The sequence below is a fragment of the Streptomyces sp. NPDC039462 genome, assembly GCF_055639375.1.
This window is the reverse complement of record NZ_JBVKAO010000002.1, coordinates 1,281,461-1,308,053: the sequence shown is the minus strand read 5'-3', so window position 1 is coordinate 1,308,053 and position 26,593 is coordinate 1,281,461. Positions and strand designations below refer to the sequence as shown.

General features: G+C 71.3%; 28 protein-coding genes. 24 read left to right on the top strand and 4 right to left on the bottom strand.

Features of this window, described 5'->3' with window-relative positions:
• Positions 1-24 precede the first annotated feature (24 nt).
• From ACZ7LU_RS16560 to ACZ7LU_RS16540, 5 genes are read left to right on the top strand one after another with little or no spacing between them, the layout of a single operon-like run.
• Complete coding sequence (locus tag ACZ7LU_RS16560) at positions 25-564, top strand: DinB family protein (protein WP_471917003.1); 540 nt, start codon at positions 25-27, stop codon at positions 562-564.
• 57 nt (positions 565-621) lie between these two features.
• On the top strand, positions 622-1,263 hold the full coding sequence (locus tag ACZ7LU_RS16555; protein WP_398312479.1) for a hypothetical protein: 642 nt from the start codon (positions 622-624) through the stop codon (positions 1,261-1,263).
• A gap of 42 nt (positions 1,264-1,305) precedes the next feature.
• The gene (locus ACZ7LU_RS16550; protein WP_471917002.1) at positions 1,306-1,752 is read left to right on the top strand and encodes an SUKH-3 domain-containing protein; all 447 of its coding nucleotides are present in this window, start codon (positions 1,306-1,308) and stop codon (positions 1,750-1,752) included.
• A gap of 10 nt (positions 1,753-1,762) precedes the next feature.
• The gene (locus ACZ7LU_RS16545; protein ID WP_471917001.1) at positions 1,763-1,936 is read left to right on the top strand and encodes a barstar family protein; all 174 of its coding nucleotides are present in this window, start codon (positions 1,763-1,765) and stop codon (positions 1,934-1,936) included.
• Entirely contained in the window at positions 1,918-2,763 is an 846-nt protein-coding gene (locus ACZ7LU_RS16540) for a hypothetical protein (protein WP_471917000.1), read from the top strand. Before ACZ7LU_RS16545 ends, ACZ7LU_RS16540 begins: the two co-directional genes overlap by 19 nt.
• 86 nt (positions 2,764-2,849) lie before the next feature.
• Here ACZ7LU_RS16540 and ACZ7LU_RS16535 read toward each other — a convergent pair whose 3' ends face one another.
• Entirely contained in the window at positions 2,850-3,761 is a 912-nt protein-coding gene (locus tag ACZ7LU_RS16535; protein ID WP_471916999.1) for a S1 family peptidase, read from the bottom strand.
• A 174-nt stretch (positions 3,762-3,935) separates the two neighbouring features.
• Positions 3,936-4,964 (bottom strand): hypothetical protein, encoded by a 1,029-nt coding sequence (locus tag ACZ7LU_RS16530; protein WP_471916998.1) that lies wholly within the window; start codon positions 4,962-4,964, stop codon positions 3,936-3,938.
• Positions 4,965-5,405: 441 nt separating this feature from the next.
• Between ACZ7LU_RS16530 and ACZ7LU_RS16525 the strand changes: the two genes are divergently transcribed.
• The 16 genes from ACZ7LU_RS16525 to ACZ7LU_RS16450 all read left to right on the top strand — a co-directional run bounded on the left by ACZ7LU_RS16525 (position 5,406) and on the right by ACZ7LU_RS16450 (position 21,855).
• Positions 5,406-6,131 (top strand): hypothetical protein, encoded by a 726-nt coding sequence (locus ACZ7LU_RS16525; protein ID WP_471916997.1) that lies wholly within the window; start codon positions 5,406-5,408, stop codon positions 6,129-6,131.
• Between the two features lie 17 nt (positions 6,132-6,148).
• On the top strand, positions 6,149-6,985 hold the full coding sequence (locus tag ACZ7LU_RS16520) for a hypothetical protein (RefSeq protein WP_398300031.1): 837 nt from the start codon (positions 6,149-6,151) through the stop codon (positions 6,983-6,985).
• Positions 6,982-8,292, top strand: coding sequence for a CpaF family protein (locus ACZ7LU_RS16515; RefSeq protein WP_398300033.1), 1,311 nt, complete (start codon positions 6,982-6,984; stop codon positions 8,290-8,292). The genes ACZ7LU_RS16520 and ACZ7LU_RS16515 overlap by 4 nt, the downstream gene beginning before the upstream one ends.
• A 7-nt stretch (positions 8,293-8,299) precedes the next feature.
• Positions 8,300-9,349, top strand: a complete 1,050-nt coding sequence (locus ACZ7LU_RS16510) for a type II secretion system F family protein (RefSeq protein ID WP_468557151.1) — start codon at positions 8,300-8,302, stop codon at positions 9,347-9,349.
• The gene (locus tag ACZ7LU_RS16505) at positions 9,346-10,275 is read left to right on the top strand and encodes a type II secretion system F family protein (RefSeq protein ID WP_468088083.1); all 930 of its coding nucleotides are present in this window, start codon (positions 9,346-9,348) and stop codon (positions 10,273-10,275) included. Before ACZ7LU_RS16510 ends, ACZ7LU_RS16505 begins: the two co-directional genes overlap by 4 nt.
• 65 nt (positions 10,276-10,340) lie before the next feature.
• Positions 10,341-10,601 carry a hypothetical protein gene (locus ACZ7LU_RS16500; protein WP_362996635.1) on the top strand — a complete coding sequence of 87 codons (261 nt, stop codon included), beginning with the start codon at positions 10,341-10,343 and terminating at the stop codon, positions 10,599-10,601.
• A gap of 89 nt (positions 10,602-10,690) precedes the next feature.
• Positions 10,691-11,125 carry a TadE/TadG family type IV pilus assembly protein gene (locus tag ACZ7LU_RS16495; RefSeq protein ID WP_398300040.1) on the top strand — a complete coding sequence of 145 codons (435 nt, stop codon included), beginning with the start codon at positions 10,691-10,693 and terminating at the stop codon, positions 11,123-11,125.
• On the top strand, positions 11,125-11,562 hold the full coding sequence (locus tag ACZ7LU_RS16490; RefSeq protein ID WP_468557149.1) for a TadE/TadG family type IV pilus assembly protein: 438 nt from the start codon (positions 11,125-11,127) through the stop codon (positions 11,560-11,562). The genes ACZ7LU_RS16495 and ACZ7LU_RS16490 overlap by 1 nt, the downstream gene beginning before the upstream one ends.
• Positions 11,559-12,047 carry a TadE/TadG family type IV pilus assembly protein gene (locus ACZ7LU_RS16485; protein WP_470978906.1) on the top strand — a complete coding sequence of 163 codons (489 nt, stop codon included), beginning with the start codon at positions 11,559-11,561 and terminating at the stop codon, positions 12,045-12,047. The genes ACZ7LU_RS16490 and ACZ7LU_RS16485 overlap by 4 nt, the downstream gene beginning before the upstream one ends.
• Positions 12,048-12,133: 86 nt before the next feature.
• Positions 12,134-12,502 (top strand): hypothetical protein, encoded by a 369-nt coding sequence (locus ACZ7LU_RS16480; protein WP_468088078.1) that lies wholly within the window; start codon positions 12,134-12,136, stop codon positions 12,500-12,502.
• A 99-nt stretch (positions 12,503-12,601) separates the two neighbouring features.
• On the top strand, positions 12,602-15,652 hold the full coding sequence (locus ACZ7LU_RS16475) for a BTAD domain-containing putative transcriptional regulator (RefSeq protein WP_471916996.1): 3,051 nt from the start codon (positions 12,602-12,604) through the stop codon (positions 15,650-15,652).
• Positions 15,653-15,662: 10 nt separating this feature from the next.
• A complete protein-coding gene (locus tag ACZ7LU_RS16470; protein ID WP_471916995.1) occupies positions 15,663-16,382 on the top strand; it encodes a prepilin peptidase in 720 nt (239 codons plus the stop codon).
• A gap of 102 nt (positions 16,383-16,484) precedes the next feature.
• Positions 16,485-17,684, top strand: a complete 1,200-nt coding sequence (gene mqnC, locus ACZ7LU_RS16465) for a cyclic dehypoxanthinyl futalosine synthase (protein ID WP_468557141.1) — start codon at positions 16,485-16,487, stop codon at positions 17,682-17,684.
• A gap of 9 nt (positions 17,685-17,693) precedes the next feature.
• Positions 17,694-18,293: an imidazolonepropionase-like domain-containing protein gene (locus ACZ7LU_RS16460; protein ID WP_471916994.1), complete on the top strand. Its 600-nt coding sequence runs from the start codon at positions 17,694-17,696 to the stop codon at positions 18,291-18,293.
• A 275-nt stretch (positions 18,294-18,568) separates the two neighbouring features.
• Positions 18,569-19,264, top strand: coding sequence for a demethylmenaquinone methyltransferase (locus ACZ7LU_RS16455; RefSeq protein ID WP_468557138.1), 696 nt, complete (start codon positions 18,569-18,571; stop codon positions 19,262-19,264).
• Positions 19,265-19,446: 182 nt separating this feature from the next.
• Positions 19,447-21,855, top strand: coding sequence for a zinc ribbon domain-containing protein (locus tag ACZ7LU_RS16450; RefSeq protein WP_471916993.1), 2,409 nt, complete (start codon positions 19,447-19,449; stop codon positions 21,853-21,855).
• Between the two features lie 9 nt (positions 21,856-21,864).
• On the opposite strand, the gene ACZ7LU_RS16445 is transcribed toward ACZ7LU_RS16450, so the two are convergent.
• Positions 21,865-22,416 (bottom strand): GNAT family N-acetyltransferase, encoded by a 552-nt coding sequence (locus ACZ7LU_RS16445; protein WP_471916992.1) that lies wholly within the window; start codon positions 22,414-22,416, stop codon positions 21,865-21,867.
• A gap of 99 nt (positions 22,417-22,515) precedes the next feature.
• Here ACZ7LU_RS16445 and ACZ7LU_RS16440 point away from each other — a divergent pair, with 99 nt between their 5' ends.
• From ACZ7LU_RS16440 to ACZ7LU_RS16430, 3 genes are read left to right on the top strand one after another with little or no spacing between them, the layout of a single operon-like run.
• Positions 22,516-23,802, top strand: a complete 1,287-nt coding sequence (locus tag ACZ7LU_RS16440) for a geranylgeranyl reductase family protein (RefSeq protein ID WP_468088066.1) — start codon at positions 22,516-22,518, stop codon at positions 23,800-23,802.
• A complete protein-coding gene (locus ACZ7LU_RS16435; RefSeq protein WP_471916991.1) occupies positions 23,799-24,527 on the top strand; it encodes an IclR family transcriptional regulator in 729 nt (242 codons plus the stop codon). The genes ACZ7LU_RS16440 and ACZ7LU_RS16435 overlap by 4 nt, the downstream gene beginning before the upstream one ends.
• A gap of 48 nt (positions 24,528-24,575) precedes the next feature.
• Positions 24,576-24,905, top strand: a complete 330-nt coding sequence (locus tag ACZ7LU_RS16430; RefSeq protein WP_471916990.1) for a putative quinol monooxygenase — start codon at positions 24,576-24,578, stop codon at positions 24,903-24,905.
• A 135-nt stretch (positions 24,906-25,040) separates the two neighbouring features.
• On the opposite strand, the gene ACZ7LU_RS16425 is transcribed toward ACZ7LU_RS16430, so the two are convergent.
• A complete protein-coding gene (locus ACZ7LU_RS16425; protein WP_468088063.1) occupies positions 25,041-25,874 on the bottom strand; it encodes a C40 family peptidase in 834 nt (277 codons plus the stop codon).
• Positions 25,875-26,593 lie beyond the last annotated feature (719 nt).

The following is a 26,593-nucleotide window of genomic DNA, read 5'->3' as shown; positions in this document are numbered from 1 at the left end:
CCCCGCCCCGGCCATGATGGCCCGATGTCCGACAAGACCTCCACCCACACCACCGCCCACCCCACCCCCCGAACCGAACCCCCGCACACCCCCGCCGACGAACACACCTCCCTCACCGCATTCCTCCAGTACCAGCGCGAGACCCTCGCGATGAAGTGCGCGGGGCTGACCGCCGAGCAGCTCAAGGAGCGGGCCGTGCCGCCGTCCGACATGTCGCTGCTCGGGCTGGTGCGGCACCTCGCCGAGGTCGAGCGGAGTTGGTTCCGCAATGTCCTGAGCGGTGAGGCGATCGGGGCAAACTGGAAGAGCCGCGTACCCGGTGACCCGGCCGACTTCGACGTGGCGGACGCCGACCCCGACGAGGCGTTCGAGCGCTGGCACGCGGAGTGCGCCCGCTCCCGCGCCGTCGTGGACGCGTTCGACTCCCTTGATGTCACCGTCGACTTCCGCGACGACACGTACTCGGTGCGTTACGTCCTCACGCACATGATCGAGGAGTACGCCCGCCACAACGGCCACGCCGACCTGCTCAGGGAGCGGATCGACGGAGCCACCGGCGAGTAGCCCCCGTAGGCTGGCGGCCGGAAACAGACGGACCGGGGGACGGGGAGAGTGCCAGCCATGGCCCGCTACACAGCACCGCAGACCATCGCGCGCGGCGGATTCAGCATCAAGGTGCCGGAGACGTGGTGGGAGTTCGACGTGCGGCCCGAGTCGCGTGACGCCGCCATCCGGCAGATGATCAACGACCGCGTCCGGGCCCGCCCGGAGCTGGCCCCGCACCGGGAGACCTTCGAGGCGTTCCTGCGCAAGGCGTCGAAGGACGCCTGGCAGTCCGGCGCGCTGTACTGCGGCTGCATGGCGGAGAGCTTCGGCGGCGATACGCCGGTCACGGGCTCGGTCACCGTCTCCCTGGTCGGCGCCCGCACACCCAACGGCGACGTGCTCCCCACCGACCCGGACCGCATCGTCGCCCAGCTCGGCGTGCGCGAGGCCAAGCGGGAGGGCGACGCGTGGCGGAAGGTCACGACGGTCGAGATCCCGGGCGTCGGCCTCGCGGCCCGCACGTATGGCATCGAGGACGTCTCCGTGGACGGCGACGACCGTACGATCCGCGTCGTTCTGATGCAGACCTTCATCCCGGTCCCCGGCCAGGAGGGCAAGGTCGCCCTCGTCTCGGGCAGCAGCCAGGTCCTCGGCCTCGCGGACTCTTTCTTCGACATCTTCGACGCGGTGACGTCTACGTTCCGCTTCGTGCCCTGAACCGCTCGGCCCGGTCCCGCCACCGAACAAACCACCACTCCTATGGACACGACACGAGCAAGCAGGTTGTGGTCCGCGGAGACCGACCGCGTACTGCGGGCGGCCGGCTGGCACCCCGGGCGAACCGTGCCCACGGCCGAGTGGGAGAGAGTCCTGCACGAACACGGCGGCTTCGAGATCCACGAGGCGGCACGGCTCTTCCTCGCCGAATTCGGCGGTCTGGCGTGCGAGGAGCGGGGGCCGGGCAGGACGATGGCCCGCATGGGCTTCCGGCTCGACCCTCTCGCGGCCGAATGGGACGACGAGATCTTCGACGTACTCAGCGAGGAAGCGGGCGCGTATCTGTATCCCGTCGGCGAGGCCGACCGCCGCAACAGCTATCTGGGAATCGCGCCGGACGGCAAGGTCTATATCGGCATGGACAGTGTCACGCTGCTCGCCGATACCGGCGACGAGGCCCTGGAGAAACTCATCGAGGGTATCCGCTGAACCGGGTCATTTGTCTCGACGCCGGGAGACGACGGGCGGCACCGTGCACCACTTCGACGCCGCCGTCCTGCTCACCGAGCAGGAAATCCACCGCGGCTTCGCGAAGTCCTTCCGGTTCCCCGGCTGTTACGGCGACAACTGGGACGCGAGAAGATCGCGCTCAGGGTGCGGCAGTCCGACCTGATCGTCACGGTGGGAGACGGGTTCGTGACGGTGTCTTTCGTGTCAGCGGCGGAGCAACGCCCGCCCGACGGTGACCTCAAGGAGGCCATCATGGACTTCGACTCAGCGCTCTCCGGGTTGCCCGGGGTCGCACCGCTCCCCGGTATGGAAGCCGCCTGGCGGTGGTCTCCCAACCCGATGTTCACCTTCACCGCCGCAGCGAGCGCGGACCGTGGGCACTTGCTGCAGGTCAATGTGCGGGGAGCGAACGACGAGGGGCTCGTCCGGGCGGTGCTCACGTTCGGGCGTGAGCGCAGCCCGCAGTTTGTCGGGGCGGCGGCCCAGTTGACTCTTCTCGAAGGCTTCCGTCACGAAGGCAGCCATTTCGACGCCGTGGGTGTCGTGGCCCCCAAGGTGCACGGTTATCACGCGAACGGGAATCCCGAACTGAATGCGCTCACCTATGCGCTGTTCCCCGCCTTTCGGATCGAGATGTCCGGCAGGGAGACGGAGGAAGAGGCCTGGGGGAGATTCCGCAGAATGCTTCAGCCGACCAAGCTCGACCGGGCCCCCGTACCGTTCGTGAAGATGCGCTATGACAACACCGCGACGCAGAGCCACAGCACCGGCGGCGAGCGCGGGTTCGCCCGGTACGCCACGTTCTCGCGTGAACTGGGGCTGCTGGAGGGCGCGGACGGCAGTTACGTCGAGTGGGAGAACCGGCACGGTCAGGTGAGGCGTGCGGAATGGGGCGGCGGTGTCTGCACGGTGACGCTCGACGGTGGAGAGCGGCGTGAGATGACCGTTGCCGAGCTGCAGGAACTGGGCCGGGCCGACGTCCACAGCTGACGCGAGGGGCTTTCGTGGGGACAGCCGCGGCCGGGGCGTGGGCCGGGCAGCGCGGAAGTGCCGCCCGGCCCACGCCGTCATCCGCGTCAGCGGCGGTTCAACGCCCGCTTGATCTTCTTGCCCGACCGAGACTCGTCCAGCGTCTTCCACAGCTTGTCCGAGCTGAGGGACGTGTAGACGCCGGGTGCGCCCTGCGCGCCGCAGCCGTCGCCGTAGGAGACGACGCCGATCAGGATCGGGGCCTCGCGGCCGGGGACCTTGCGGAAGATGGGGCCGCCGCTGTCGCCCTGGCAGGAGTCCTTCGTCTCCACGCCGGCGCAGAAGTTGACCTTCGCGTCGTACTCCTTGTAGCTCGTCCCGCACTCCGCGTGGGAGAGGATCGGGACCCTCACCTGGCGCAGGCGGTCCGGCGTGTGGGTCAGCTCCGTGTCCGTGTTGCCCCAGCCCGCGACCGTCGCCTTCTGGCCCGGGCGGATCAGCGCGTCGGTGCCCTGGGTGGGGAGGGCGACCGCGGAGATGCCGCGGACCGGCTTCTCCAGCTGGAGGAAGGCGACGTCGTACGCCTCCTTGCCCTTGAGGTAGCGGGGGTGCACGACCACGCCGTTCTTGGCGATGTTGCGTATCTGGCCCTGGCGGGAGGACAGGACGGTGCGGCCCACCGCCACCTGCAGGGTCTTCGCCTTGACCGGCTTGCCCGCCTCGTCGACCAGGCAGTGCGCCGCCGTCACGACCGTGTCCGGCGTGACCAGGCTCGCCCCGCAGAACTGGCGGTCGCGCGCGCTGCCCGCGCCCTTGTCCAGGACCGCCGTCATGAAGGGGTAGGAGTCGTTCGGGACTTCGGTGCCGCCGATGATCGCGTGCGCGGCCGGTGCGGAGGTGGCGACCATCGCCAGGGCGGCGGTGGTCGCGGCGAGGCCCGCGGCGACGGAGGTCCGGCGTGCCCGGGCGGTGGGGGTGGTGGGGGTGGTGGGGGTGGTGGGGGTTCTCTTGTCACGCATGGGGGGTGGCTTCTCTTTCGTACGGCAGGAATTGCGTATTCACTGGGCGCGCGAAAGGTCCGGACCAGAATGCGGTCAACGGTGTTGACCCGAACGGGATTTGGTCAGCCGTTCAATTATCTCGCACGGTTCCCCTCGCGCTGAAAGGAGAGAGGGGGAATGCACCGTGCGGGTTCACTCCGCCGCGCGGCCGGGTGTCGGCGTTTCGTCGGTTCCCCCGGGGCGTTCCCCGGCGCCGGCCGATTCCTCCGCCAGCAACTTCCGCAACACCGGAGACAGTTCCGGCGCCCGTGCCCCTGCCGCCTGCGCGGCCGCGAGTGCCCGTACGTACGCCACCGCCGCGTCCCGCAACTCCTGCTTCTCCTTGCCCTGGCGGCTGCCCGCCAGCCACGTCACGATCGCCAACGGGATGAGCAGAACTGCCAGGTAGCCGACCGGCGCGTCCTGCGTGTAGCCCCAGGCGACGCCGGCCCCGCCCGCGAACAGGAGGAGCCAGCCCGCCTCGTCGTGCCAGCCGCCCTGGTCCGCTGTCGCCTCATATGCCGTGACAGCCGACGGTTTGGGGGGAATCGCGAAGTTTGTAGCGGCAGCGGCAGCGGCAGCGGCAGCGGCAGCGGTAGGGGTGGGTGGGGACGTCGGTGCGGCTTCGCCCTCCGGAAGAGGGGCCACCTCCGGAAGAGGGTCCACCTCCGCGTACGACGGAATCGGCGCAGCCCCCTCCCCGCCCCTCCCCTCCGAGCGGCCCACCAGCCAGTCCGGTACGTGCGTCACCGGCGCCCCGTGCGCCTGCGCGAGGCCGATCACCTCGCGGTACCCCGTCAGGAGCGGGTGCCGCAACTCCCTCTTCCACCGGCGCCACACGAGCACCAAGAGCCAGCTGCCGACCCCGAGGAGGAGCACCGCCGGGCCGAGCAGGACGGCGGCCCGGGGCTGCTCCGCCAGGGCGGCGGCCTCGGAGGCGACGAACGGCCAGCAGGCACCCGCGAGGACCGCCAGCAGGCCCAGCCAGCCCGGTGCGCTGCGCCCCGCTCCGCGTACGGCCCTTCCGCGCTCCGCCAGGAGTGCCGCCGTCGCCGCGTCGTCCGTGTAGTCGAAGCCGTGCCGGGCGCCGACCTTCCGTACGGCCGCCAGAAGTCGGTGATCCGCGGCGAGAGTTGCGTGGGTTATGGGGAGGAGTGAGGGGTGTTCGGTGGGGGTGTCCATGGGGAAGCCGTGTCCCTTCACGAGTCAGGCGGCAAGTGATGCGGGCGGGAACCGGACCCGCACCCCGAGGCGTCATCCTTGAGGCTGACGGATCATGGCACGGCGCGTAGTGCGGTGCCTGGTGTGGTGCCTGATGCGATGCCATCCGTGCGCGGCACCGCACTTCGCGTACGCACACATACCCACCTTCGGAAAGGGGCGGAAACTCTGCGCGCTTCAAGGAGCAACGAAGCGGCGTGGATTGCGCATGCATAACGATGAGAGCTGTGAGGTTCGCGATCTTTAACGCGCCTTGAGGGGCTTATGTGCTGCTGATACGGTGCGATGACTTGACACTGGACCTGGGGCTGAATGGCCCGTCCGGGACGCGGCGACAAAGCCGCGAGTGTCACAAATGACGGAATTTGACCGAATCTTCTTGGGTGTGCGGGGAGCAGTTGCGTGAAGATCCAGGAGCGTACGGGGGCGGGCACCAGCCGTTCTGCCGCACCGGTTCAGCCGGGAGTCGGTGAGCGCCTTCCCGCGCCGCCTCGCGAGCGCAAACCGGCACTTGCCGCCCTCGCCGCCCTCCTCATCCTCGTCGGTGCCCTCGGCGCCACCGTGCTCGTGCTGCGCGCCGGTGACCGCATCGAGGTCGTGAAGGTGGTCAAGGAGATCCCGGCCGGCGAGTCGCCCGTCGTCAACGGGAACATCAAGTCCGTGATGGTCGCCGAGGACGAGTCCATCAACTACGTGCCGTGGGAGAAGGCCGAGGCCCTCAGCAAGCTCAAGGCCAAGAGCACCATCCCCGCCGGCACCGTCGCCGTCGGCGAGATGTTCGGCGCCAAGAGCGGTCTGCCCGCGGGCAAGGCCTCCGTCGGCCTCTCCCTCAAGGAGGGCCAGTACCCCTCCGACCTGAAGCCCGGCGACACCGTCTCCGTCTACCCGGTCCTGTCCAGCACCTCCACCGGCAAGGGGTCGAGCAGCGGCAGCAGCGGTTCGACGAGCGGCTCCCCGCTGGTCAGCGGCGCCAAGGTGAACACCATCGCGGCCAAGAGCGACGCCACGGTGAGCACCGGCAACCTCAACATCACCCTCCTCGTCCCGCAGGAGGAAGCCGCGGCCCTGGCCAGTGCGGCCTCCGAGGGCAAGGCCGTCGTGGCCCGCGTCTCCGACGACACCAACTAAAGGCGAGTACAAGAGACATGGCGCTCATCGCTCTCGCCGCCGACAAGGGATCCCCCGGCGTCACCACCGCCGCGGTCGCGCTCGCCGCCGTCTGGCCGCGCCGCGTGCTCGTGGCGGAGACGGACCCGGCCGGCGGCGACCTGGTCTACCGCAGTGCCGCCGCGCACGGCGGACCGCTCAACCCGAACACCGGAATGCTCAGCATCGCGGCCACCGCGCGCCGCGGCCTCGTGCCCGACCAACTCTGGGACCACACGCAGCCGTTGAGCGGTGGGCTCGAAGTGCTCGTCGGGCTCGGCATCGCCGAGCAGGCCGCCGGCCTCGCCGGGCTCTGGCCCACGCTCGGCCGCGCCTTCTCCCAGCTCGCCGACTCGCCGCACGCGCCCGCCGACGTCATAGCCGACTGCGGCCGGATCAGCGGCGACGGACCGGCTGTCGAGCTGTTCCCGCACGCGGCGCTCGTGCTGCTCGTGTCGCGCACCGAGCCCGAGGCGATCGCGCGCGTCCGCGACCGCGCCGCGGCCCTCGCCGCCAAGCTGCACGGCGGCCCGCGCGGCGCCGCGTCCCTGGCGCAGCCCCTCATCGGCGTCCTCCTGATCGCGGACCCCTCGGCTTCGGCCAAGCTCGTCCACCAGGTCAACGACATGCTGATGGCGGCGCAGACCGGCGCCCGCGTCGTGGGCACGCTGGCCGACGACCCGGCGGGCTCCGACCAGTTGGCGGGCCGCCGCCGCGGCCGGCTCGACAAGTCGCTGCTCATCCGCTCCGCCCGCAAGGTGACCGTCGACCTGTACCAGCAGTACGGCGCCGCCTGGACCAACCCCGTCGCGCAGCAGCCGGGGACGGGCCGATGAGCGCACCCGTCGATCACCAGCTCGTCAAGCGGTTCCGGCAGGACGCCGGCGACCGCATCGCCGAGCAGCGCCGCCTCGACCAGGTCTCCGGCGTCACCCCGATGTCGGGCGAGGACGAGCGGCACTACGCCCGCGCCGTCATCGCGCAGATCCTGGAGGAGTACGCGCGCGCGGAGATCAACGCCGGGCGCACCCCCCTCGACGCGGAGACCGAGGAGCAGTACGCGGCCGCCGTGCACGCCGCGCTCTTCGGCGTCGGCAGGCTCCAGCCGCTGCTCGACGACCCCGAGGTCGAGAACATCGACATCAACGGCTGCGACCAGGTCTTCGTCGGATACGCCGACGGCCGCGAGACCAAGGCCGACCCGGTCGCCGAGACCGACGAGGAGCTCGTCGAGCTGATCCAGGTGCTCGGCGCGTACTCCGGCCTGTCGTCGCGTCCCTTCGACTCCGCCAACCCGCAGCTCGACCTGCGGCTGCCCGACGGCTCGCGTCTGTCGGCCGTCATGGACGTCACGCGCCGCCCCGCGCTCTCCATCCGCCGCGCCCGCATGGGCAAGGTCTTCATGTCGGACCTGGTGGGGAACGGGACCCTGACCCCGGAGATCGGGCACTTCCTCGCCTGCGCCGTCCGCGCCCGCAAGAACATCATGATCGCGGGCGCGACCAACGCGGGAAAGACCACGCTCCTGCGCGCCCTCGCCAACGAGATCCCGCCGCACGAGCGCCTGGTCACCGTCGAGCGCGCCCTCGAACTCGGCCTCGACCAGTTCGCCGACCTGCACCCGAACGTCGTCGCGTTCGAGGAGCGGCTGCCCAACTCCGAGGGCCAGGGCGAGATCACCATGGCCGAGCTGGTCCGCCGGTCGCTGCGCATGAACCCCTCCCGCGTCATCGTCGGTGAGGTGCTCGGCGACGAGATCGTGACGATGCTGAACGCGATGTCGCAGGGCAACGACGGCTCGCTCTCCACGATCCACGCCAACAGCTCCAGCGAGGTCTTCAACCGTATTTCCACATACGCGTTGCAGGCGTCCGAGCGGCTGCCCATCGAGGCGAGCCAGATGCTCGTCGCGGGAGCGGTCAACTTCGTCGTCTTCATCCAGCGGCGCAACAACTACCAGTCCGGCGGCAAGCTCCAGCGCATGGTGACCTCGGTCCGCGAGGTCAACGGCGTCGACGGCCGCGTCCTGTCCAGCGAGGTCTTCGCGGAGGCCCCCGACGGACGGGTCGTCGCGCACGCGCCGATCGCCTGCATGGACGACCTGGCCGCGTTCGGCTACCGCCCCGCCGGGCAGTGGGGGTGAGCACGACATGAACACACTCGCCGCTCAGGGCGGCCTCGGCTCCATGGGCGGACTGTTCTCGCTGCCCGTCCTGTACGCGCTCGGCTGCGGCGTCGCCGCCGGCGGCGGCATCGCGCTGCTCGCCGTCGCGATCCGCGGCCTGCCGCCCAAGCCCGCGCACGAGAAGCACCGCGCCAGCGAACGCGCGAACGAACTGGTCCGGTTCGTCGGCCGGCGCGGCTCGGCGGCGATCGGTGTGGGCCTGGTCGTCCTCCTCCTCACCCGCTGGGCCGTGGCGGGCATCGCCTCCGGCATCCTCGTCTTCTTCTGGGACAAGCTGTTCGGCGGCGCCGCCGAGGAGCGCGCCCAGATGAAGCGTGTCGAGGCTCTCGCCGCCTGGACGGAGTCGCTGCGCGACACGATCGCGGGAGCAGTCGGTCTGGAGCAGGCGATCCCCGCCTCCGCGCGGGCCGCCGCCCCGGTGCTCCGCCCCCACCTGGACGCCCTGGTGGACCGTCTCCGTGCCCGCACCCCGCTCCCGGAGGCGCTGCAGATACTGGCCGACGAGATCGACGACGCGTCGGCGGACATCATCGTCGCGGCCCTCATCCTCAACGCCAAGCTGCGCGGGCCCGGCCTGCGCCAGGTGCTCGGCGCGCTCGCCAAGTCGGCGCGCGAAGAGGTCGACATGCGCCAGCGCGTCATGGCGCAGCGCGCCTCGACCCGCCGCTCGGTGCAGATCGTGGTCGCTGTCTCGATCGCGTTCGTCCTCGGCCTGTCCATCTTCAACCGCGAGTTCGTCGAGCCGTACGGCACGCCCGTCGGCCAGCTCGTGCTCGCCATGGTGTGCGCGCTGTTCGCGCTGGGCTTCTGGTGGCTGCGGAAGCTGTCGACGGTGGAGACGCCGGACCGCTTCCTGGTCAGGGACGAGCCGGGCGTGCAGTTCGTACGTCCCCGTGGCCCCGGCGGCACGCCCGTGCCCGGCGGCCCCGAGCAGGCCCCGCAGTTCGGCCGCCCGGGCGCGGCCCCGCAGGTCGTGCCCGGCTACACCAACCCGTCCGAGGGGGTACGTCGATGAGCCTGACGATGCCGGTGGTGATCGGCGCGATCCTCGGCCTCGGCGTCTTCGCCCTCGTCCGCGCCCTGATGCCGTCGAAGCGCAGCGCCGTCGCGACGGTCGCCCGCATCGACGCGATGCGGGCGCGCGGCGCGGCGTACGAGTCGCACCGGGCGACGTCCGACACGGAGAGCCCCGGCCGGTTCGGCACGATGCGCGGCCGGGTGGGCGCGCGGGTCTCCGAGTTCTACCTCCAGCAGGGCTGGGAGCAGCGGTCGCTCCGGGCCGACCTGGCGGTCCTCGACCGCAGCTGGGAGAAGTTCCTCGCGACGAAGGTGCTGCTCGCCGCGGCCGGCGTGTTCTTCGGCCCGTTCCTCTTCGCCGTCGTCTACACGCTCGGCATCGGCCGCAGCCCGATCATCCCGGTCTGGCTCGCGCTGATGTTCGGCGCTCTCTTCTTCTTCCTGCCGGACCTCGAAGTACGCAGGGACGCGGCAGAAAAGCGGCGCGACCTGCGCCGCGTCATCGGCGCCTATCTGGACCTGGTGTCGATGAGCCTCGCGGGCGGCCGCGGCCTCCCCGAGGCGCTCATGGCGGCGGCGGAAGTCTCCGACGGATGGGCGACGCAACGCATCCGAAGCGCGCTGGCCGACGCCCGCATCACCGGCGTCAGCCAGTGGCAGGCCCTCGGCTCGCTCGGCGAGGAACTGGGCGTGGAAGAGCTGAAGGACCTGTCGGCGTCCCTGGCGCTGGTGGCGGACGACGGCGCGAAGGTGCGCGAGTCGCTCGCCTCCCGCGCGGAGACGATGCGACACCGCGAACTGGCCGAGATCGAGGGCAGCGCGGGCGAGAAATCCCAGTCGATGCTGGTCGCGCAGCTGCTCCTGTGCGCGGGTTTCCTGGTCTTCCTCATCTTCCCGGCGGCGATGCGCGTGTTCCAGGTCTAGACGGCGTCGGCGACAACGGGGGCCGGCGCTTCTTCCCCCCACCACATCTGAGAGGACAACTCACCATGGACAGCCAGAACGGACGTAACTTCAGCACCGGTGTCCCGGGGCTCGACTTCATGATCACCTTCCTCCAGGGGCGCGTCCAGCGCGCCCGCTCCGGGGAGCTGGACCGGGGCGCGTCCGCGGTCGAGTGGGTCATCATCTCGGCGGTCGTCGTGGCGATCGTCGGCGTGGTGGCCGCCGTCATCAACGCCGCGCTCAAGGGCGGCGCCGACAAGGTCAGCGACTGCATCGAGGGCGCGGACGCCGGCAGCACCTGCTGACGGGCCGTACGCGGCATCACATCGTGAAAGGCGACGGGGTTCGGGTGCGGGGATCGCGGGGATCCCGGGGGGAACAGGCGCCCCGGGGGATGCGGGGATTCATACGCCGCAGGGTGGAGGCCGCCTCCGCCCGCGGCGAGTCCGGCATGACCGCGATCGAGTTCGTGCTGCTCACCCCGGTGCTGTTCTTCATGATCTTCGCGACGGTGCAGTTCGCGCTGTACTTCTTCGCGGACCACGTCGCCCAGGCGGCGGCGCAGGCGGGCGCCCGCAAGGCCCGCGCGATGGCCGACGAGAATCCCGGCGGCTGGCGGGGCGAGGCGCGGGACGCCGCCGACGACTACATCCGCCAGCTCGGCCCGAAGCTGGTGCTCGGCCCCGACGTGAAGACGATCCAGCCGGAGCAGAACACGGTCGGCGTGGAGATCACCGCCCGGGTCCCCACGGTCTTCCCCGGGCTCGACCTGGACGTGCACGCGCGGTCGGCGGGGCCCGTGGAGCGGTTCGTGGAGGAGAACGGCTGATGCGGAACTTCCGCCCCGCGGCGGCGGTCCGCCGCCTCAGCGACGACCGGGGCCTGTCGACCGTCGAGGTCGTGATCCTCGCCCCGGTGATGATCCTCTTCATCCTGGTCCTGGTCGCCTTCGGCCAGCTCGTCGACGGCCGGGGCGCCATCGACAGCGCCGCCCGCGACGCGGCACGCGCGGGATCGATCCAGAAGGAACACGGCACCGCGCTGGCCGAGGCGCGCAAGGCGGCACGGGCGAACCTCGCCGACGTCTGCTCGGGCCCGGTCTCGGTCGTCCAGAAGAGCACCGGCTTCGACGAGAAGGTCGACCCGTTCTTCACGGTGGAAGTCAGCTGCGAGGTCAGGGGTCTCGCCATGCTGGGCCTGGACATCCCGACGACGCTGGAGGCCACCTTCAGCTCACCGCTGGACCCGTACCGGAGGTCGGCGTGACACCTCACAGGGCGACGCAGAGCATTGTCCGTACCGCCGTGGGCGACTGGGCCGCGTCCCGGCGCGCTCGCCTCGACGACCGGGGCTCGGGTGCCGGCGCCGTCATCATCTTCGGCCTCGTCTTCCTCGCGCTCGCGGCGTTCGTCATCGACGGCGGGCTCTCCATCTCCAAACGGGAGCGCGCCGCGGACATCGCGGAACAGGCCGCGCGCTACGCCGCGCAGGACCTCCAGCTCGAGGACATCTACGAGGGCGTGAAGGGCGCGCCCATCAACTACGAGAACTGCGGCGCCCGGGTCAAGGCCTTCGTGGAGGAGGCGGGACTCACGGGCGCGGACGTGGCCAACACCCACTGCGTCACCGCCAGCACCGAACAGGTCGAGGTCGAGGTCCAGATGACGTACAGCCCCGTCTTCACCGGCATGTTCTACGGCGGGGACGTCACGGTGAAGGGCCGCGCGGTGGCGGAGAACGAGGTCGGCTGACCCCGGCGTCATCAGTATCCGGCGACATCGGTATCCGGCGGCATCGGCGGCCGGCAGCAGAACAACTCAGGGAGGGGACAACGGAAATGGGCGGCAAGGGCAAGAGCGACCTCACGATCCCACTCACCGACCTGGAGGACTACGGCAGCCGGCTGCGCTCCATCAAGACCCGGATGAACCGTACGAAGAAGACCTTCGAGTCCTACAAGGACGACATCGGCGACGGCGGCGTCTACGACTCCCTGGAGGACTTCGAGTCCAACTGGGAGGACGGCCGCGAGGACATCGGCCAGCAACTGGACCAGCTCGCCGACCTGTCCGACGCGGTCGTCCGCGAGTTCAAGAAGCTGGACGACGACCTGACCAAGAAGGTGAACGACGCGGTGAAGGAAGGAAAGGCCGGCAAGGGCGGTGGCAAGGGCGACGGAAAGGGCAAGGCCTCCGGCACCGACTGACCTCCGGCCCCTTCCGTACCATCACCTCATAGTTCTCCCCGGCCTCTCTGCCCCTCCGCCCATCCACTTCCCTCCCCACAGGACACCAGGACACCTGCCATGGCGCGCACCACATCACGCTCGACGAGCCCGCCGAACCCGCAGTCTCCGCGGAACCGGACGCCGCAGCCGCTGCCGCGGCGCCGGCGCAGCCTCGGGGACTTCGTCAAGGCCTTCCTCGCGTTCGTCGCGCTGCTCGTGCTGCTCGTCGGTGTGCCCGGGGCCCTCGTCGTCTTCGTGGGATGGCCACTGCCTGGCGGTGCGCCGTCGCTGAGCTGGCTCCAGCAGGAGATCACGGTCAGTACGTTCATCAACGTACTGACTGTCGTCGTCTGGTTCGCCTGGGCCCAGTTCACCGCCTGCGTGCTCGTCGAGGTAAAGGCCGCGCTCTCCGGAGTCGGCATTCCGGGCCGGGTGCCGGGTGCCGGCGGCAGTCAGATGCTCGCGCGGCAGCTGGTCGCCACCGTGCTGCTCGTGGGCGCCACCGCCGCCAGCTTCGCGCCGGGGCTCTCGCAGTTCGGGCAGTCCCTCGAGGGGAACCAGAAGCCCGCGTCCGCCGCGAGCGCCCAGCAGACCCCCGGCCTCTTCGGGCAGGAGGGGCAGGCCGCGGCGAGCGCCGCCGACGCGGTCGCCGCCCAGGCCGACCAGGCCGCCGCGCGCGCCGACGGCGGCAGCACCGCCAAGGACGGCGACACGAAGTACTACCGGATCCAGCCGCCCGAGGGACGCCACCACGACTCCCTGTGGGAGGTCGCCGAGCGGCACCTGGGCGACGGCCGCCGGTACAAGGAGATCTACCAGCTCAACAAGGACCGTGAGCAGCCCGACGGTTCGAAGCTCTCCGAGGCCAGCCTCATCCGGCCCGGCTGGATCATGGAGATGCCCGCGGACGCGTACGGCGGCGAGCTCGTCGAGATGCCCGACGAGGCGCCCAAGGTCTCCGAGGACGTCAAGGAGCAGATCTCCGACTACTCCAGGACCGGCGGCCGGGACCAGCAAGGGGGCGGCGCCCAGGAACAGGGTGGCGGCCAGGAGCAGGGCGGCGGACAGCAGGGCGGCGGCTCCTCCGTCGACCGCGACACCGCGCACATCGCCCTTCCCGAGCAGCGGCCCGCCGCCCCCGAGAAGCCCGCCATGCCGCAGGCCCCCGCCACTCCGGAAACCCCCGCCGCCAGCGACGGCACCCAGTCGGAGGGCTTCGACTTCGGGCTGCCCGAGGCCCTCCTCGGCGCGCCCCTCCTCGCCGCCGGCCTGCTCGGCGCGCTCGGCCGCCGTCGCCGGCACGCCCTGTGGCAGTCGGCCATGGGCGCGGTCGGCGGGCGCGGCGGCATGCAGCCGCCGACGCCGACCGGTGACGCCGCCGACGTGCAGGACGCGCTGCTCGTGGGCGCCGACCCCGAGGGCGTACGGCTGCTCGACCTGTCGCTGCGCGGGCTCGCCGCGTCGCTCGCCGAGGAGAACCGCGCCCTGCCGACCGTGTACGCGGCCTGGCTGAGCAACGGCGCCCTGCACCTGCAGCTCGCCCAGCCCGCCGGACGGCCGCCCGCGCCCTGGCAGTTGGGCCAGGACCAGACGTTCTGGATGCTGTCGCGCGCCGACGCCGAGCGGTACGAGCCCGTGGACACCGCCGCGCCCTACCCCGGCCTCGTCTGCCTGGGCACCCTGGACGACTCGCGGCTGCTCCTCAACCTGGAGGCCGTTCCCGGCATCGTCTCGCTGAGCGGCAGCCGGGCCGACCGCGCCGCCGTCTTCGCATCCGTCGCCGCCGAACTCGCCACCAACGGCTGGTCGGACCGCATGACCATCACCGTCGTCGGCTTCGGCCAGGACCTCACCCCGCTCGCCCCCAACCGGCTGCGGCACCTGGAGGACGTCGAGGCCCTCATCGAGACGATGGAGGCCGAGACGCGGCAGCGGCGCGGCGCGCTCGGCGCCGCCGGACACGACTCCGTGCTCACCGGCCGCACCGGCCCCGCCCAGCACACCCGTTGGGCCCCGCACCTCGTGCTGCTCGCCGCCGAGCCGAGCGCCGAGGACGCGGTCAAGCTCGCCGAACTCGCCGCGGACGCCTCCCGCCTCGGCATCGGCTACCTGGTCGGCACGGAGTCCGGGGACCTGCCCGGCGCCGCCTGGGAGATGGAGATCACCCGCGACGGCAAGCTGCTCGCGCCGCTCCTCGGGCTCGAACTGGCCGCGCAGACGCTGCCCGAGGCCCAGCAGCGCGCCGTCGTGCAGCTCTTCACGGACGCCGACCCGGAGGGCTCCGGCAACCCCACGGGACCGGACGACGGCCCCACGGGCGCCGCTCCGCCGTTCCTCGTCGACGTCACCGAGCAGGGGCGGCCCGCGGTCTACGCCCGCCTCGTCGGTACGTACGAGATCATCGGCCTGGAGACCCCGGACGGGGAGCGCAGTGCGCTCATGCACGAGGCGCTCGCGCTGCTCCTGCTGCACCGCGAAGGGGTGCACCCGCGCGTGCTCGCCTCCGCGCTGTGGCCGCGCGGCGTCACCGAGGACGTGCGGGGCGCGCTCGTCGAGCGGCTTCGCGACTGGCTCGGCACCGACCCCGACGGGTCGCCCCGGCTGCGCGCCGACCGGACCGGGCGGCTCACGCTCGCCAAGTCCGTCGTGTCCGACCTGGACGTGCTGCGGTCGCTGTACCACGAGGCCACGCAGGGGCGCGGCGCCGGCAACCGTGCCGTGCGCGGCCGGATGCTCACCGACGCGCTGGTCCTCGTCCGCGGGCCGCTGCTCGCCGACCGGCCGCAGGGGCGGTACGGCTGGCTCACGCACGAGATCATCGACGCCCAGCTGCCGCTGCTCGTCGCCGACATCGGCCTCGCCCTGTCGGAGTTCCACCTGGAGAAGGGGCGCGCGGAGAAGGCCATCGAGGCGCTCAACGCGGCGCTGGGCTCGGCACCCGGCGACGAGCGACTCTGGAACGAGCTGCTCCGCGCCACGCACGCGACGGAGGACCCGGCCCGGCTCCAGCAGGTGGCGGCCGACCTGGTCGCCCGCAGCGGTGCGCGCGGGCTGCCGCCGCGCACGGAGGCACTGCTCGACGAACTCCTGCCGACCTGGCGCAGCGGGCTGACCGCGTCGGCCGGCTGAGGCTGCGCTCTTGTTGCTGATCCTCGTCCTCGGCGGCGCCCTCTGGGGCGCCTTCGCGGGACTCTTCGTGCCCCGGGCCGCCTACCGGCTCTCCGTACCGCCCGATGAGCGGTGGCGGTCCGAGACACCCGAGGGGCGGCCCGTCGGCTCCTGGACCGGGCTCGCCCACTGCTCCCAGGGCGGCTGGTACGGACCCCGGACCTCGGCCGTCGCGACCACCATCGCCCTCGTCTGCGCCGCACTCGCCGCGACCACCGGCGCGCGGCCCGAGCTGGCCGTCTGGCTGCTGCTCGCGCCCTTCGGCGTGCTGCTCGCGCTCGTCGACTTCACCGTGCACCGGCTCCCTGACGTGCTCACGCTGCCGCTCGCGGGCGCCGCGCTCGCGCTGCTCGGGGGCGCGGCGCCGGTGCCGGAGTCGGGCGGTTCCTGGCTGGGCGCGCTGTACGGAGCGCTCGCGCTGGCCGGCGCCTACTTCGTACTGTTCCTCATCAACCCCAACGGCATGGGCTTCGGCGACGTGAAGCTGGCCCTCTCCCTGGGGGCGGTGCTCGGCTGGTACGGGTGGGGCGTGCTGCTGCTCGGCACCTTCGCCGGGTTCCTGCTCGCCTCGCTGTACGGGGCCGGGCTCGTCGTCGCCCGCCGGGCCGGGCGCAAGACGGCGATCCCCTTCGGGCCCTTCCTGATCGGCGGCGCGTTCGTGGGGCTGCTGCTCGGGTCGTACTCAGCCTGAGCAGCCCGCAGTCCGCAGCCCGCGTCGGGCGGCGGAGGGTGCTGGCGTACGCTGGCTTGGTCCGTCCACAACCCTTACGAAACTTACGAAAGGGACGCCCCGGTGACCGAGAAGGCCGACCTTCAGTCCGTCCTCGACCGCGCCGCCGCAGGTGGGCGGATCACTCCGGAAGAGGCGCTCGACCTCTACCGGGACGCCCCGCTGCACGCGCTGGGAGCCGCCGCCGACGCCGTGCGCCGCCGCCGCTACGCCGGTACGGAGCACATCGCGACGTACATCATCGAGCGCAACATCAACTACACGAACGTCTGCGTGACGGCGTGCAAGTTCTGCGCCTTCTACGCCGCTCCGAAGGACACGAAGAAGGGCTGGAGCCGCGACCTCGACGACATCCTGCGCCGCTGCGCGGAGACCGTCGAGCTGGGCGGCACCCAGGTCATGTTCCAGGGCGGCCACCACCCGGACTACGGCGTCGAGTACTACGAAGAGCACTTCTCCGCCATCAAGAAGAACTTCCCGCAGCTGGTCATCCACTCCCTCGGCGCGTCCGAGGTCGAGCACATGGCCCGCATCTCCAAGGTCTCCGTCGACGAGGCGATCCAGCGGATCAACGCCGCGGGCCTCGACTCCTTCGCAGGCGCGGGCGCCGAGCTGCTGCCCGCCCGCCCGCGCAAGGCGATCGCCCCGCTCAAGGAGTCCGGCGAGCGCTGGCTGGAGATCATGGAGATCGCCCACAACCTGGGCGTGGAGTCCACCTCCACCATGCTGATGGGCACGGGCGAGACCAACGCCGAGCGCATCGAGCACCTGCGGATGATCCGCGACGTGCAGGACCGGACGGGAGGCTTCCGGGCCTTCATCCCGTACACGTACCAGCCCGAGAACAACCACCTCAAGGGCCGTACGCAGGCGACGATCTTCGAGTACATCCGGATGATCGCGATCGCCCGGATCTTCCTCGACAACGTCGCGCACATCCAGGGCTCCTGGCTGACGACGGGCAAGGAGGCCGGCCAGCTCACCCTCCACTACGGAGCGGACGATCTGGGCTCGGTGATGCTGGAGGAGAACGTCGTCTCGTCGGCGGGCGCCAAGCACCGCTCGAACCTCCGCGAGATGATCGACATGATCCGTACGGCGGACCGGGTCCCGGCGCAGCGCGCCACCACGTACGAGCACCTGGTCGTGCACGACGACCCGGCGAACGACCCGGTCGACGACCGCGTCGCCTCGCACATCTCGTCCACGGCGATCGAGGGCGGCACGGCGCACCCCGAGCTGAAGCTCCTCGCCACGAACTGAGGCCCCCTGTTGCTCACCCTCCACGTCGCCGAACACTCACCGGAGGCGGCGGTCCTGGTCGACGGCGCGCGGGTCGCCGCCGTCGGCCCGCACGAGGAGCTGGCCGCGGCGCACCCGGCCGCCCGCGTCCGCCGCTGGCCCGGCATCCTCACGCCGGGCCTGCTCAACCCGTACGCGCCCGAACTCCTCGAAGCCACCTACCACCCGGATCCGCGCGAGGCCGACCGCCTCGGCACGGAGCCCATCGGCGGGGAGCGGGCCCGGGCTCTCTTCCGCGCCGACCCGTCGCTCCTGGGCGCGAGTGCGCGGCGCGGGGTGCAGCGGATGCTGGCGCACGGGACGGTGGCGGTGGCGGGGGACCTGCGGGCTCGTCCCGCCCTGGACGCGCTCCGCCGATCGGGCCTCGCGGTGGGCCACCGCCCTCCGAACCTCCCCGGCCCGCCCTCCCTCTCCCCGACCCCCCTGATCCTGCTCCCGCCCCTGACCTCCGGCGCCCCGGCCCGCTTCGCCGTCTTCGACGTACGGGACCGCGGGGAGCTGGTGCGCAGGGGCGCACACACCTGCGTGGCAACAGTGCTGGCAGGCAAACTCGTCTACCGAGCCCGCTAGCCCGTCTGCCTGCACCGGCAGTCCGGCGCCTGCGGGCACATCGTGCCCGCTCGCGCAGTTCCCCGCGCCCCTTAGAAGCGCCTCCGGCGCTCCGTCAGGGGCGCCCCTTCAGGGGCGCGGGGAACTGCGCGACAAGCCACGACGCACGCCGCACCCGCCAGGAAACCGCCCATGGCAGACGCTCCCGCGAGGGAGGCCCGCCGCAGGCGAAAGCGCGGGCCGCAGGCCGACCGGGCCGGCGTCAAGAGAGAAGACCGGCCTGACACAATGGCCGGGTGACCCGAGCCTCCTTGGACAAGCAGCCGCACGAAGTCGCCACGATGTTCGACGACGTGGCCGAACGGTACGACGTCACCAACGACGTGCTCTCCCTCGGCCAGGCCCGCCTCTGGCGCAAGGAGGTCGCCAGGGCGGTCGACGCGCGCCCGGCGCAGAAGGTCCTCGACCTCGCGGCCGGCACCGCCACCTCCTCGCAGCCCTTCGCGCAGGCCGGCGCGTACGTCGTGCCCTGCGACTTCTCCCTCGGCATGCTGCGCGTCGGCAAGCGGCGGCACCCCTGGATGCCGTTCACGGCGGGAGACGGGACGAAGCTGCCGTTCAAGGACGACACCTTCGACGCCGTCACCATCTCCTTCGGGCTGCGCAACATCCAGGACACGGGCGCCGCGCTCCGCGAGCTGTACCGCGTGACGAAGCCCGGCGGCCGGGTCGTGATCTGCGAGTTCTCCCACGCCACGTGGGGGCCGTTCCGCACGGTCTACGAGGAGTACCTGATGCGCGCGCTGCCGCCGGTCGCCCGCGCGGTCTCCTCGAACCCGGACGCGTACGTCTATCTCGCCGAGTCGATCCGCTCCTGGCCCGACCAGCCCGCGCTCGCCGCGCTGCTGCAGGACGCGGGCTGGTCCAAGGTGGCCTGGCGGAACCTGACGGGCGGCGTCGTGGCGCTGCACCGCGGCTTCAAGCAGAGCTGACGTCAGGCACCGCCGACCAAGCCCGCTTCGTAACGCTCCAGTTGAGACTCAAGCACCCCGAACCCAAGGGAACCGGCCACCGGGCAAGATGTGTCCGTTGATACGACCCTGCCGTTTACTTATGCGGCGCTTATGGGCCGGTCCGCTTTCCTTGCTGAACTCCTGAGTCACGGAGCGTCCTGATGGCGTCGTACTGCCCACACTGCGGGGCGCCCAGCCCCGATGAGGCCCGCTTCTGCATGAAGTGCGGGCGCGAACGCCTTCCCGAGCCGAAGCAGCCCGCCTCACCACCCCCGGCACAGCCCGCCTCACCACCCCCCGCACAGCCCGCCTCACCACCCCCCGCACCGCCCGCCTCACCACCGTCACCCGCCCACACCCCGGGCGCCGCCCTCGCCCCCTCACCCGTGGGCGCCTTCTTCGGGCGTACGTTCCGCGGGGACTGGGCCGGCTCCGTCCAGGCCGCCCTGTGGCCGGTCGCGATGCTGCTGATCGGCGCCGTCTCGCTGGCGCTCCCGACGTACGGCCAGGACGACGAGGTCGTCTTCGACTTCACCGACCGGCTGCGGGTCGCCCTCGCGCTGCTGCTCCAATCCGTCGGCGGCGGCTTCGAGTTCACGGGCCGTGAGGAGCGGCCGGGCTTCGGCGGCTCCGACGGCTCCGGCGGCCTCGGGATGGGGTCGGACACCTCGGAGGCCGCGGTCGAAGGCGCCGCGTCCCTGCACCTCGTCCCGCTCACCATGACCGCGCTGTGGATCGTGGCCCTCGTCATCGGCGTACGCGTACTGCGCAACCGCCTGGTGGCCCGTGGCGCGGTCCAGGGCGGTGGCGGCACCGCCGGCCTCGAAGCGGCCGTCCGCGTCGCGCTGTCGGTCACCGTGGGCGTGCTCGTGCTCGCGCTCTTCGCGCAGCCCGAGATCGAGGGAGTCGAGCTGTCGTCGTCCCCGGCCCTCGCCGCGCTGGGCGCGCTGGTGCTCGGACTGGCCGTCTCCTGCGGGGTGTTGCACCGCGTGGACGCGGCGGCGGCCGAAGGAGGATCCGCCGGGCAGGCACAGCCGTCGGCCTGGGCGAGGCTGGCCGCGCGCCCCGGCGCGCAGTCCGTCGTCCGCGCCACCGGCACCGCGCTGCGCGCCCTCGTCGTCGTCCTCGTGCTCTGCTCGCTCGTCGCCTTCGTCAGCCTCGCCCAGGTCGACGACCTGGCCGACCTCACCGACCTCGAGGACGCCGGCATCTCACCGCTCCTCGTCGCGCTGCTCGTCCTGCCGAACCTCGCGGTCACGGCGCTCGGCATCGGCTGGGGCGCGGGCGCCGAGGCCTCGGTGCGCGGCAGCAGCTCGATGTACGGGAGCGGGCGCGAGAGCGAGTCCTTCGGCCTCGCCGAACTGGGCGACGTCACCAACGACTGGGCGATCGTCGGCGCGCTGGCGCTCGGCCTGGTCTGCGCGCTGACGCTCGGCGTGCTCGCCGCGCGGCGCTGCGTGGGCCGCGGCGAGCAACTCCTCGCCGCCGCCGTCTTCTTCGGGTTCCTCCTGCTGCTCGCCGGCTTCAGCGGCCTCGGCGTCGAACTGTCCGGGCAGGCCTTCGAGGGAGGGTCCGGATTCGGCGGCGCCAGCAGCGGAAGCGGGAACGTGGAGCTCGGGCTGAGCGTCCCGGAGATGCTCCTGTTCGGGCTGCTGTGGATCTTCCCGGCCGCGCTGCTCGGACCGTACCTGCTGCGGATGACGGGCCGCGGCGAGCCACCCGCCCCGCCGACGTACGCACCGCTCGCCACGCCACAGGCACCGCTCGCCACGCCACAGGCACCGGAGGCGCCGACCGCGGCACCGACCGGGCCGCCCGCGTACGCCCCGCACACCGTCCACATCGGACAGCAGCCCTCCCCGGCCAAGCCGCGTGGCGGGGCCGGAATCTGGGTGGCCACGCTCGTCGGAGCCCTCGTCGTCGGGGGCGGGGTGACCGCCGGTGTCCTGCTCTGGAAGGACACCGGTGACGACAAGGCGGACGGTGCGGGCAAGGACGACAGGCCGTCGGTCAGCCGGTCGGAGGAGCCGGCCGGGAGCCCGAGCGAGACCCCGAGCCGGACCCCGAGCGAGACCCCGGGCCCGCTCGCGTCGCAGGCTCCCGAGGCCCCCGCGGGGACCGACCGGGTCACCGACCCCGAGGGCTTCTCCTTCGCGGTGCCCGAGGGCTGGACCCGGCAGTCCGTCAACCCCGAGCGCCCCGGACAGATCACCTATGCGGGGTCGACCGGACGTGAGGAGTTCCTCGTCGGTGTCGTCACCGACGCGCCGTACACCTCGTACGAGAACTTCACGAACATCGAGCGGCACACCAAGTCGGCTCCGGACAAGTCGGACTACGAGCGCATCCGGATGGAGAAGAACACCTTCCAGGGGCGGGACGGCGCCCTCTGGGAGTACACGTACACCGACGAGGCGGGCCGCACGATCCACGCCCTGAACCAGAGCTACATCGCGGAGAACGGCACGGAGTACGCGATCCAGCTCTCGTGGCGCGAGGACTTCTGGCCCGCGGGAGAGGGCGCGAAGACGCACGCGACGGCCCTGGACACCTGGGAGGTCACCGGCTGACGGCGGCGGCTACAGGGTGAGCCGGTAACAGCGGGACGTGCGACGCGACGCCTCGACGCCCGGGATCAGCGGGGGAGTGGTGTACGTCTCGGCGGGCTCCATGCCGATCCGCCGGGTCACCGCAATGGAACGTTCGTTCCCCTCGATGACCATCGCCATCACCCTGGGTACGCCCACCGCGCGCAGCCGCTCGACCGTCGCGACGGCGGCCGCGGTGGCGTACCCCTTGCCCCAGGCCGCTCGACCGAGCCTCCAGCCGATCTCTATCTCACCCACCGGGCCCCAGTCCCTGGGCCAGGGCTGGGCGCCGGTGAAGCCGATCGGCTCACCGGCCGCGTCGAGCATCGTCCACAGGCAGTAGCCCAGTTCGGCGTCGTGTCTGCGCTGCCGCGCGGTCAGCTCCTCGTACATGGAGAGCTCCGCCGACGTACCGCCGAAGAACTCCATGACCTCGGGGTCGTCGAAGAGCCGGTGCCAGACAAAAGCGTCCTCATGGGTGGGGACGCGCAGCTGCACGGCGGGGAGGTGCAGCGCGGGCTGGGTAGCGGTCTGCTCGGTCACGTGTGTGGCCCTTCGGCTGGCTGATCAGTACCGCCTCATAGACTGCCCATATACCGTGCCGGTCGGCACACAGATTTCGAGCCTTGGGGAGAACCCGCCGTGACCGAGCCCCTCTCCGAACACTCCGCGGACGTGATCGTCGTCGGAGCCGGCCCCGCCGGTTCGACGACGGCGTACTACCTGGCAAAGGCCGGACTCGACGTACTCCTTCTGGAGAAGACCGCGTTCCCGCGGGAGAAGGTCTGCGGTGACGGGCTCACGCCCCGCGCCACCAAGCAGCTGGTGTCCATGGGAATCGACATCTCCGAAGAGGCGGGCTGGCTGCGGAACAAGGGTCTGCGCATCATCGGCGGCGGAGTGCGGCTCCAGCTGGACTGGCCGGAACTCGCCTCCTACCCCGACTACGGCCTCGTACGGAAGCGTGACGACTTCGACGAGCAGCTCGCCCGGCAGGCACAGAAGGCGGGCGCACGCCTGTACGAGCGCTGCAACGTGGGCGAGCCGATCATCGACGACCGGACCGGTTTCGTCACCGGCGTGCATGCCAAGATGGGCGAGGAGAAGACCCCGGTCACCTTCCACGCCCCCCTCGTCGTCGCCGCCGACGGCAACTCCTCGCGGATCTCGCTGGCCATGGGGCTGCACCGCCGCGAGGACCGCCCGATGGGCGTCGCCGTCCGCACGTACTTCACCTCGCCCCGCCACGACGACGACTACCTGGAGTCCTGGCTGGAGCTGTGGGACCGCCGCGGACCCGGCGAGGACCGGCTCCTGCCCGGCTACGGCTGGGTCTTCGGCATGGGTGACGGCACGTCCAACGTCGGCCTCGGCATCCTCAACTCCTCCAAGTCGTTCCGCGAGCTCGACTGGCGCGAGGTCCTCAAGGCCTGGTGCGCCTCGATGCCGGAGGACTGGGGCTACACCCCGGAGAACATGACCACGCCGATCCGCGGCGCCGCCCTGCCGATGGCCTTCAACCGCCAGCCGCACTACACGAAGGGCCTGCTCCTCGTCGGCGACGCGGGCGGCCTGGTGAACCCCTTCAACGGCGAGGGCATCGCGTACGCCATGGAGTCGGGCCAGATCGCGGCGGACGTCATCGCACAGGCACACGCGCGTGCCACCCCCGCCCAGCGCGAACTGGCACTCCAGAACTACCCGAAGACGCTCAAGGAGGTCTACGGCGGCTACTACACGCTCGGCCGCGCCTTCGTGAAGCTCATCGGCAACCCGAAGGTCATGAAGATCGCGACCCAGCGCGGCCTGACCCACCCGATCCTGATGCGGTTCACGCTGAAGATGCTGGCGAACCTCACGGACCCGATGGGCGGCGACGCGATGGACCGCATCATCAACGGCCTGAGCAAGGTGGCACCGAAGGCGTGAGCGTGCCCCATTCGGTGGACCGGGCGCTCGACCTCCTGGAGGCCGTCGCCCGGTCGGCACGTCCCGTCCCCGCCAAGTCCCTCGCCCGGGAGGCGGGCTGTGCCCTGTCGACCGTGTACCACCTGATGGGCCCGCTCGTCGCGCGCGGCCACGTCGACCGCACCCCGCAGGGCTATGTGCTCGGCCCGCGGGTCCCGGCCCTGTACCGCTCCTTCCGCCGGCACACGGGCCTGGACGAGGAGACGTACGGGATGCTGCACGCGGTACGCCGACTGGCGGGCGCCCACGCGTATCTGAGCGCCCGCCGGGGCGGACGGATCGCGGTCGTCGACTCCACGGCGTCCGCGTACGACGGCGATCCGTTCGAGGTCGGCGTCGACCGGGGCGCGCACGCCACGGCACACGGCAAGGTGCTGCTGGCCTCGCTGGACCGGGCGGCCCGGCGCCGCTATCTCGACGAGCACGGGCTGCCGCGGCTCACCGAGCACACCATCACCAACCCGGACCGCTTCGAGGCCGAGCTGCGCCGGGTGCGCACGGCGGGCGTCGCGGTGTCGGTGGGGGAGACGGACCCGGCGTACACCTGCGTGGCCGTACCGCTGGCGGACGGCGCGCGGGCGCTGTCGGTGTCGCTGCCGACCGAGCGGTTCCGCGGGCGGCGGGGCGAGTTGACGCGGGTCCTGTCCCGGGCGGCGCGGCGCGGGATTCCGGCAGCGTCGGAATAGCGGGCGGCCCGGCTTGCCGGACACGCCGGGCGGGCGGACGCTGGCCGCATGATTTTCATCGCCGTCAAGTTCACCGTCCGCCCCGAGCACAGCGACAGCTGGATCGAGCGGACCGCCGCATTCACCGCCGCTACGCGCGCGGAGCCGGGCAACCTCTTCTTCGAGTGGTCCCGCTCCGTCGAGGACCCGAACCAGTTCGTGCTCCTGGAGGGCTTCGCCGACGGGGACGCGGGCGCCGCGCACGTCAATTCCGACCACTTCAAGGCCGGCCTGGAGACGATGGCCGAGCTCATCGCCACCGTGCCGCAGATCGTGAACACCGAGATCGAGGGCTCCGGTTGGTCCGCGATGGCGGAGCTGACGCCCAAGGGCGCGTGACGCACGTGTGCCGATGGCGCGTGACCAACGCGTGCCGATGGTGTGAAGAACGGCCCAGGAGCCGTTTCAGAGCGCACTGAGGGCCGGAACCCCACCAGGGGGGTTCCGGCCCTCGTTCGTGGCTCTAAGAGGCCGTCAGAGGACGCGCACGGCGCCCGAGGCCGGGTAGCCCGACAGGTCCTGGATGACAACGCCCTTGCTGGGGTTGGCGGCGTCCAGGTACTGGCCGTTCCCGATGTACACACCCACGTGGTACGCGGAGCCCTTGCCGCCCCAGTACAGGATGTCGCCGACCTGGAGGTTCGAGGTGCCGACCTCGGTGCCCATCGTCGACTGGTCCTGCGAGACGCGCGGAAGGTCCACGCCCGCCTGCTTGAACGCGGCCTGCACGAGGCTGGAGCAGTCCCAGGCGTTCGGGCCCGAGGCACCCATCACGTACGCGTCACCGAGCTGCGCCTTGAGGAAGCCGATGACCGCGCCGACGCTGCCGCTGGCCGGGGCGACCGAGTCCGACGCGGTGGAGGCGGAACCGGAAGCCGAACCGGAGGAGGACTGCGTCGAGAGCGTGGTGCGCTCGGTGGAGCGGGAGGCCCGCTCCTCCTCGGCCTTCTTCTTCGCGGCGGCCGCGGCCTTGCGCTCGGCCTCGGCCTTCTTCTCGGCCTTCGCCTGGTCTTCCTTGGCCTGCTTGGCGGCCTTGGCGGCGGCCGCGTCCTGCTCGGCGCGCGACTCGTAGGTGTCGGCGGCCTGCTGGGTGGCGTCCGCCGACTGGGCGATCTGTGCGGACAGATCGGTGGTGAGCGTGGGCATTTCGATGGTCTCGGACACCGGCTCGGCCGCGTTCGCCGTACCGGCCGCCGCGGCCACTGCCAGGGTGCTGAGGACGCCACCGGCAACTCCGGCGCGCAGCGCAATCTTGGAGGCGCTGCGACGGGGCTTCCGGTGGCTGGGTATGTGAGCGGTGTGGGACATGAGAACAACCGCTATCAGGGACTCACGGTTCCCTTCAAGAAACGTGTGCTGCGCCACAGTTGTGGATTTCGGCCCTGAATCCCGGGCGTGTCGCTTCTTATTGACGCCGTAACGGGCAATGCGGACAGCGGTGATCACGCCTGTGATCATGGGTTTTCTGCGATACGCCCGAATTGCCCGCGGTCTACCACCCGTTGAGTCCGTTGGCCAAGCCCGGCTTATTCGGGGAAGTCGTCTCTGTGGCGCAGGTCACACGGCGACCCTGTCGGGGATCTCCCTGAGACCTCGCCGATACCTCCCTGAGATCTCCCGCGGTTTTCAGCACCTCTGGACCCGGGAAGCGGCCGCCGGCTCCCCGGGGGTGCCCGCCGCTCGTGAATCGGCGCACGCGTCCACATCGGTCCGCGCCTCTGCCGCCAAAGTGTGAACGCGGCTCCTCTACCAAGTGATCGCGTCCAGCGCCAATTTGCCTGCAGTGGCCATCTCTTGATAGAGCGACACCCCTTCGACCAGGGGTGACGCGCTGAGATGTCACCTCTAGTGATCACTCAGGCGCTTCGCGTACGAAGATCACCGCTCATCCGACTTCATGATCCTTCGTCAGGTGGTGGAGATCACAAAGCTGTTGTCGCACCCCGTGTCGCAGATCACAGACCGGCAGGCATAGGATGCGGGGCAGTTGGGCTTGTGACCTGCTTCACATGTAAGCGATCTTCGAT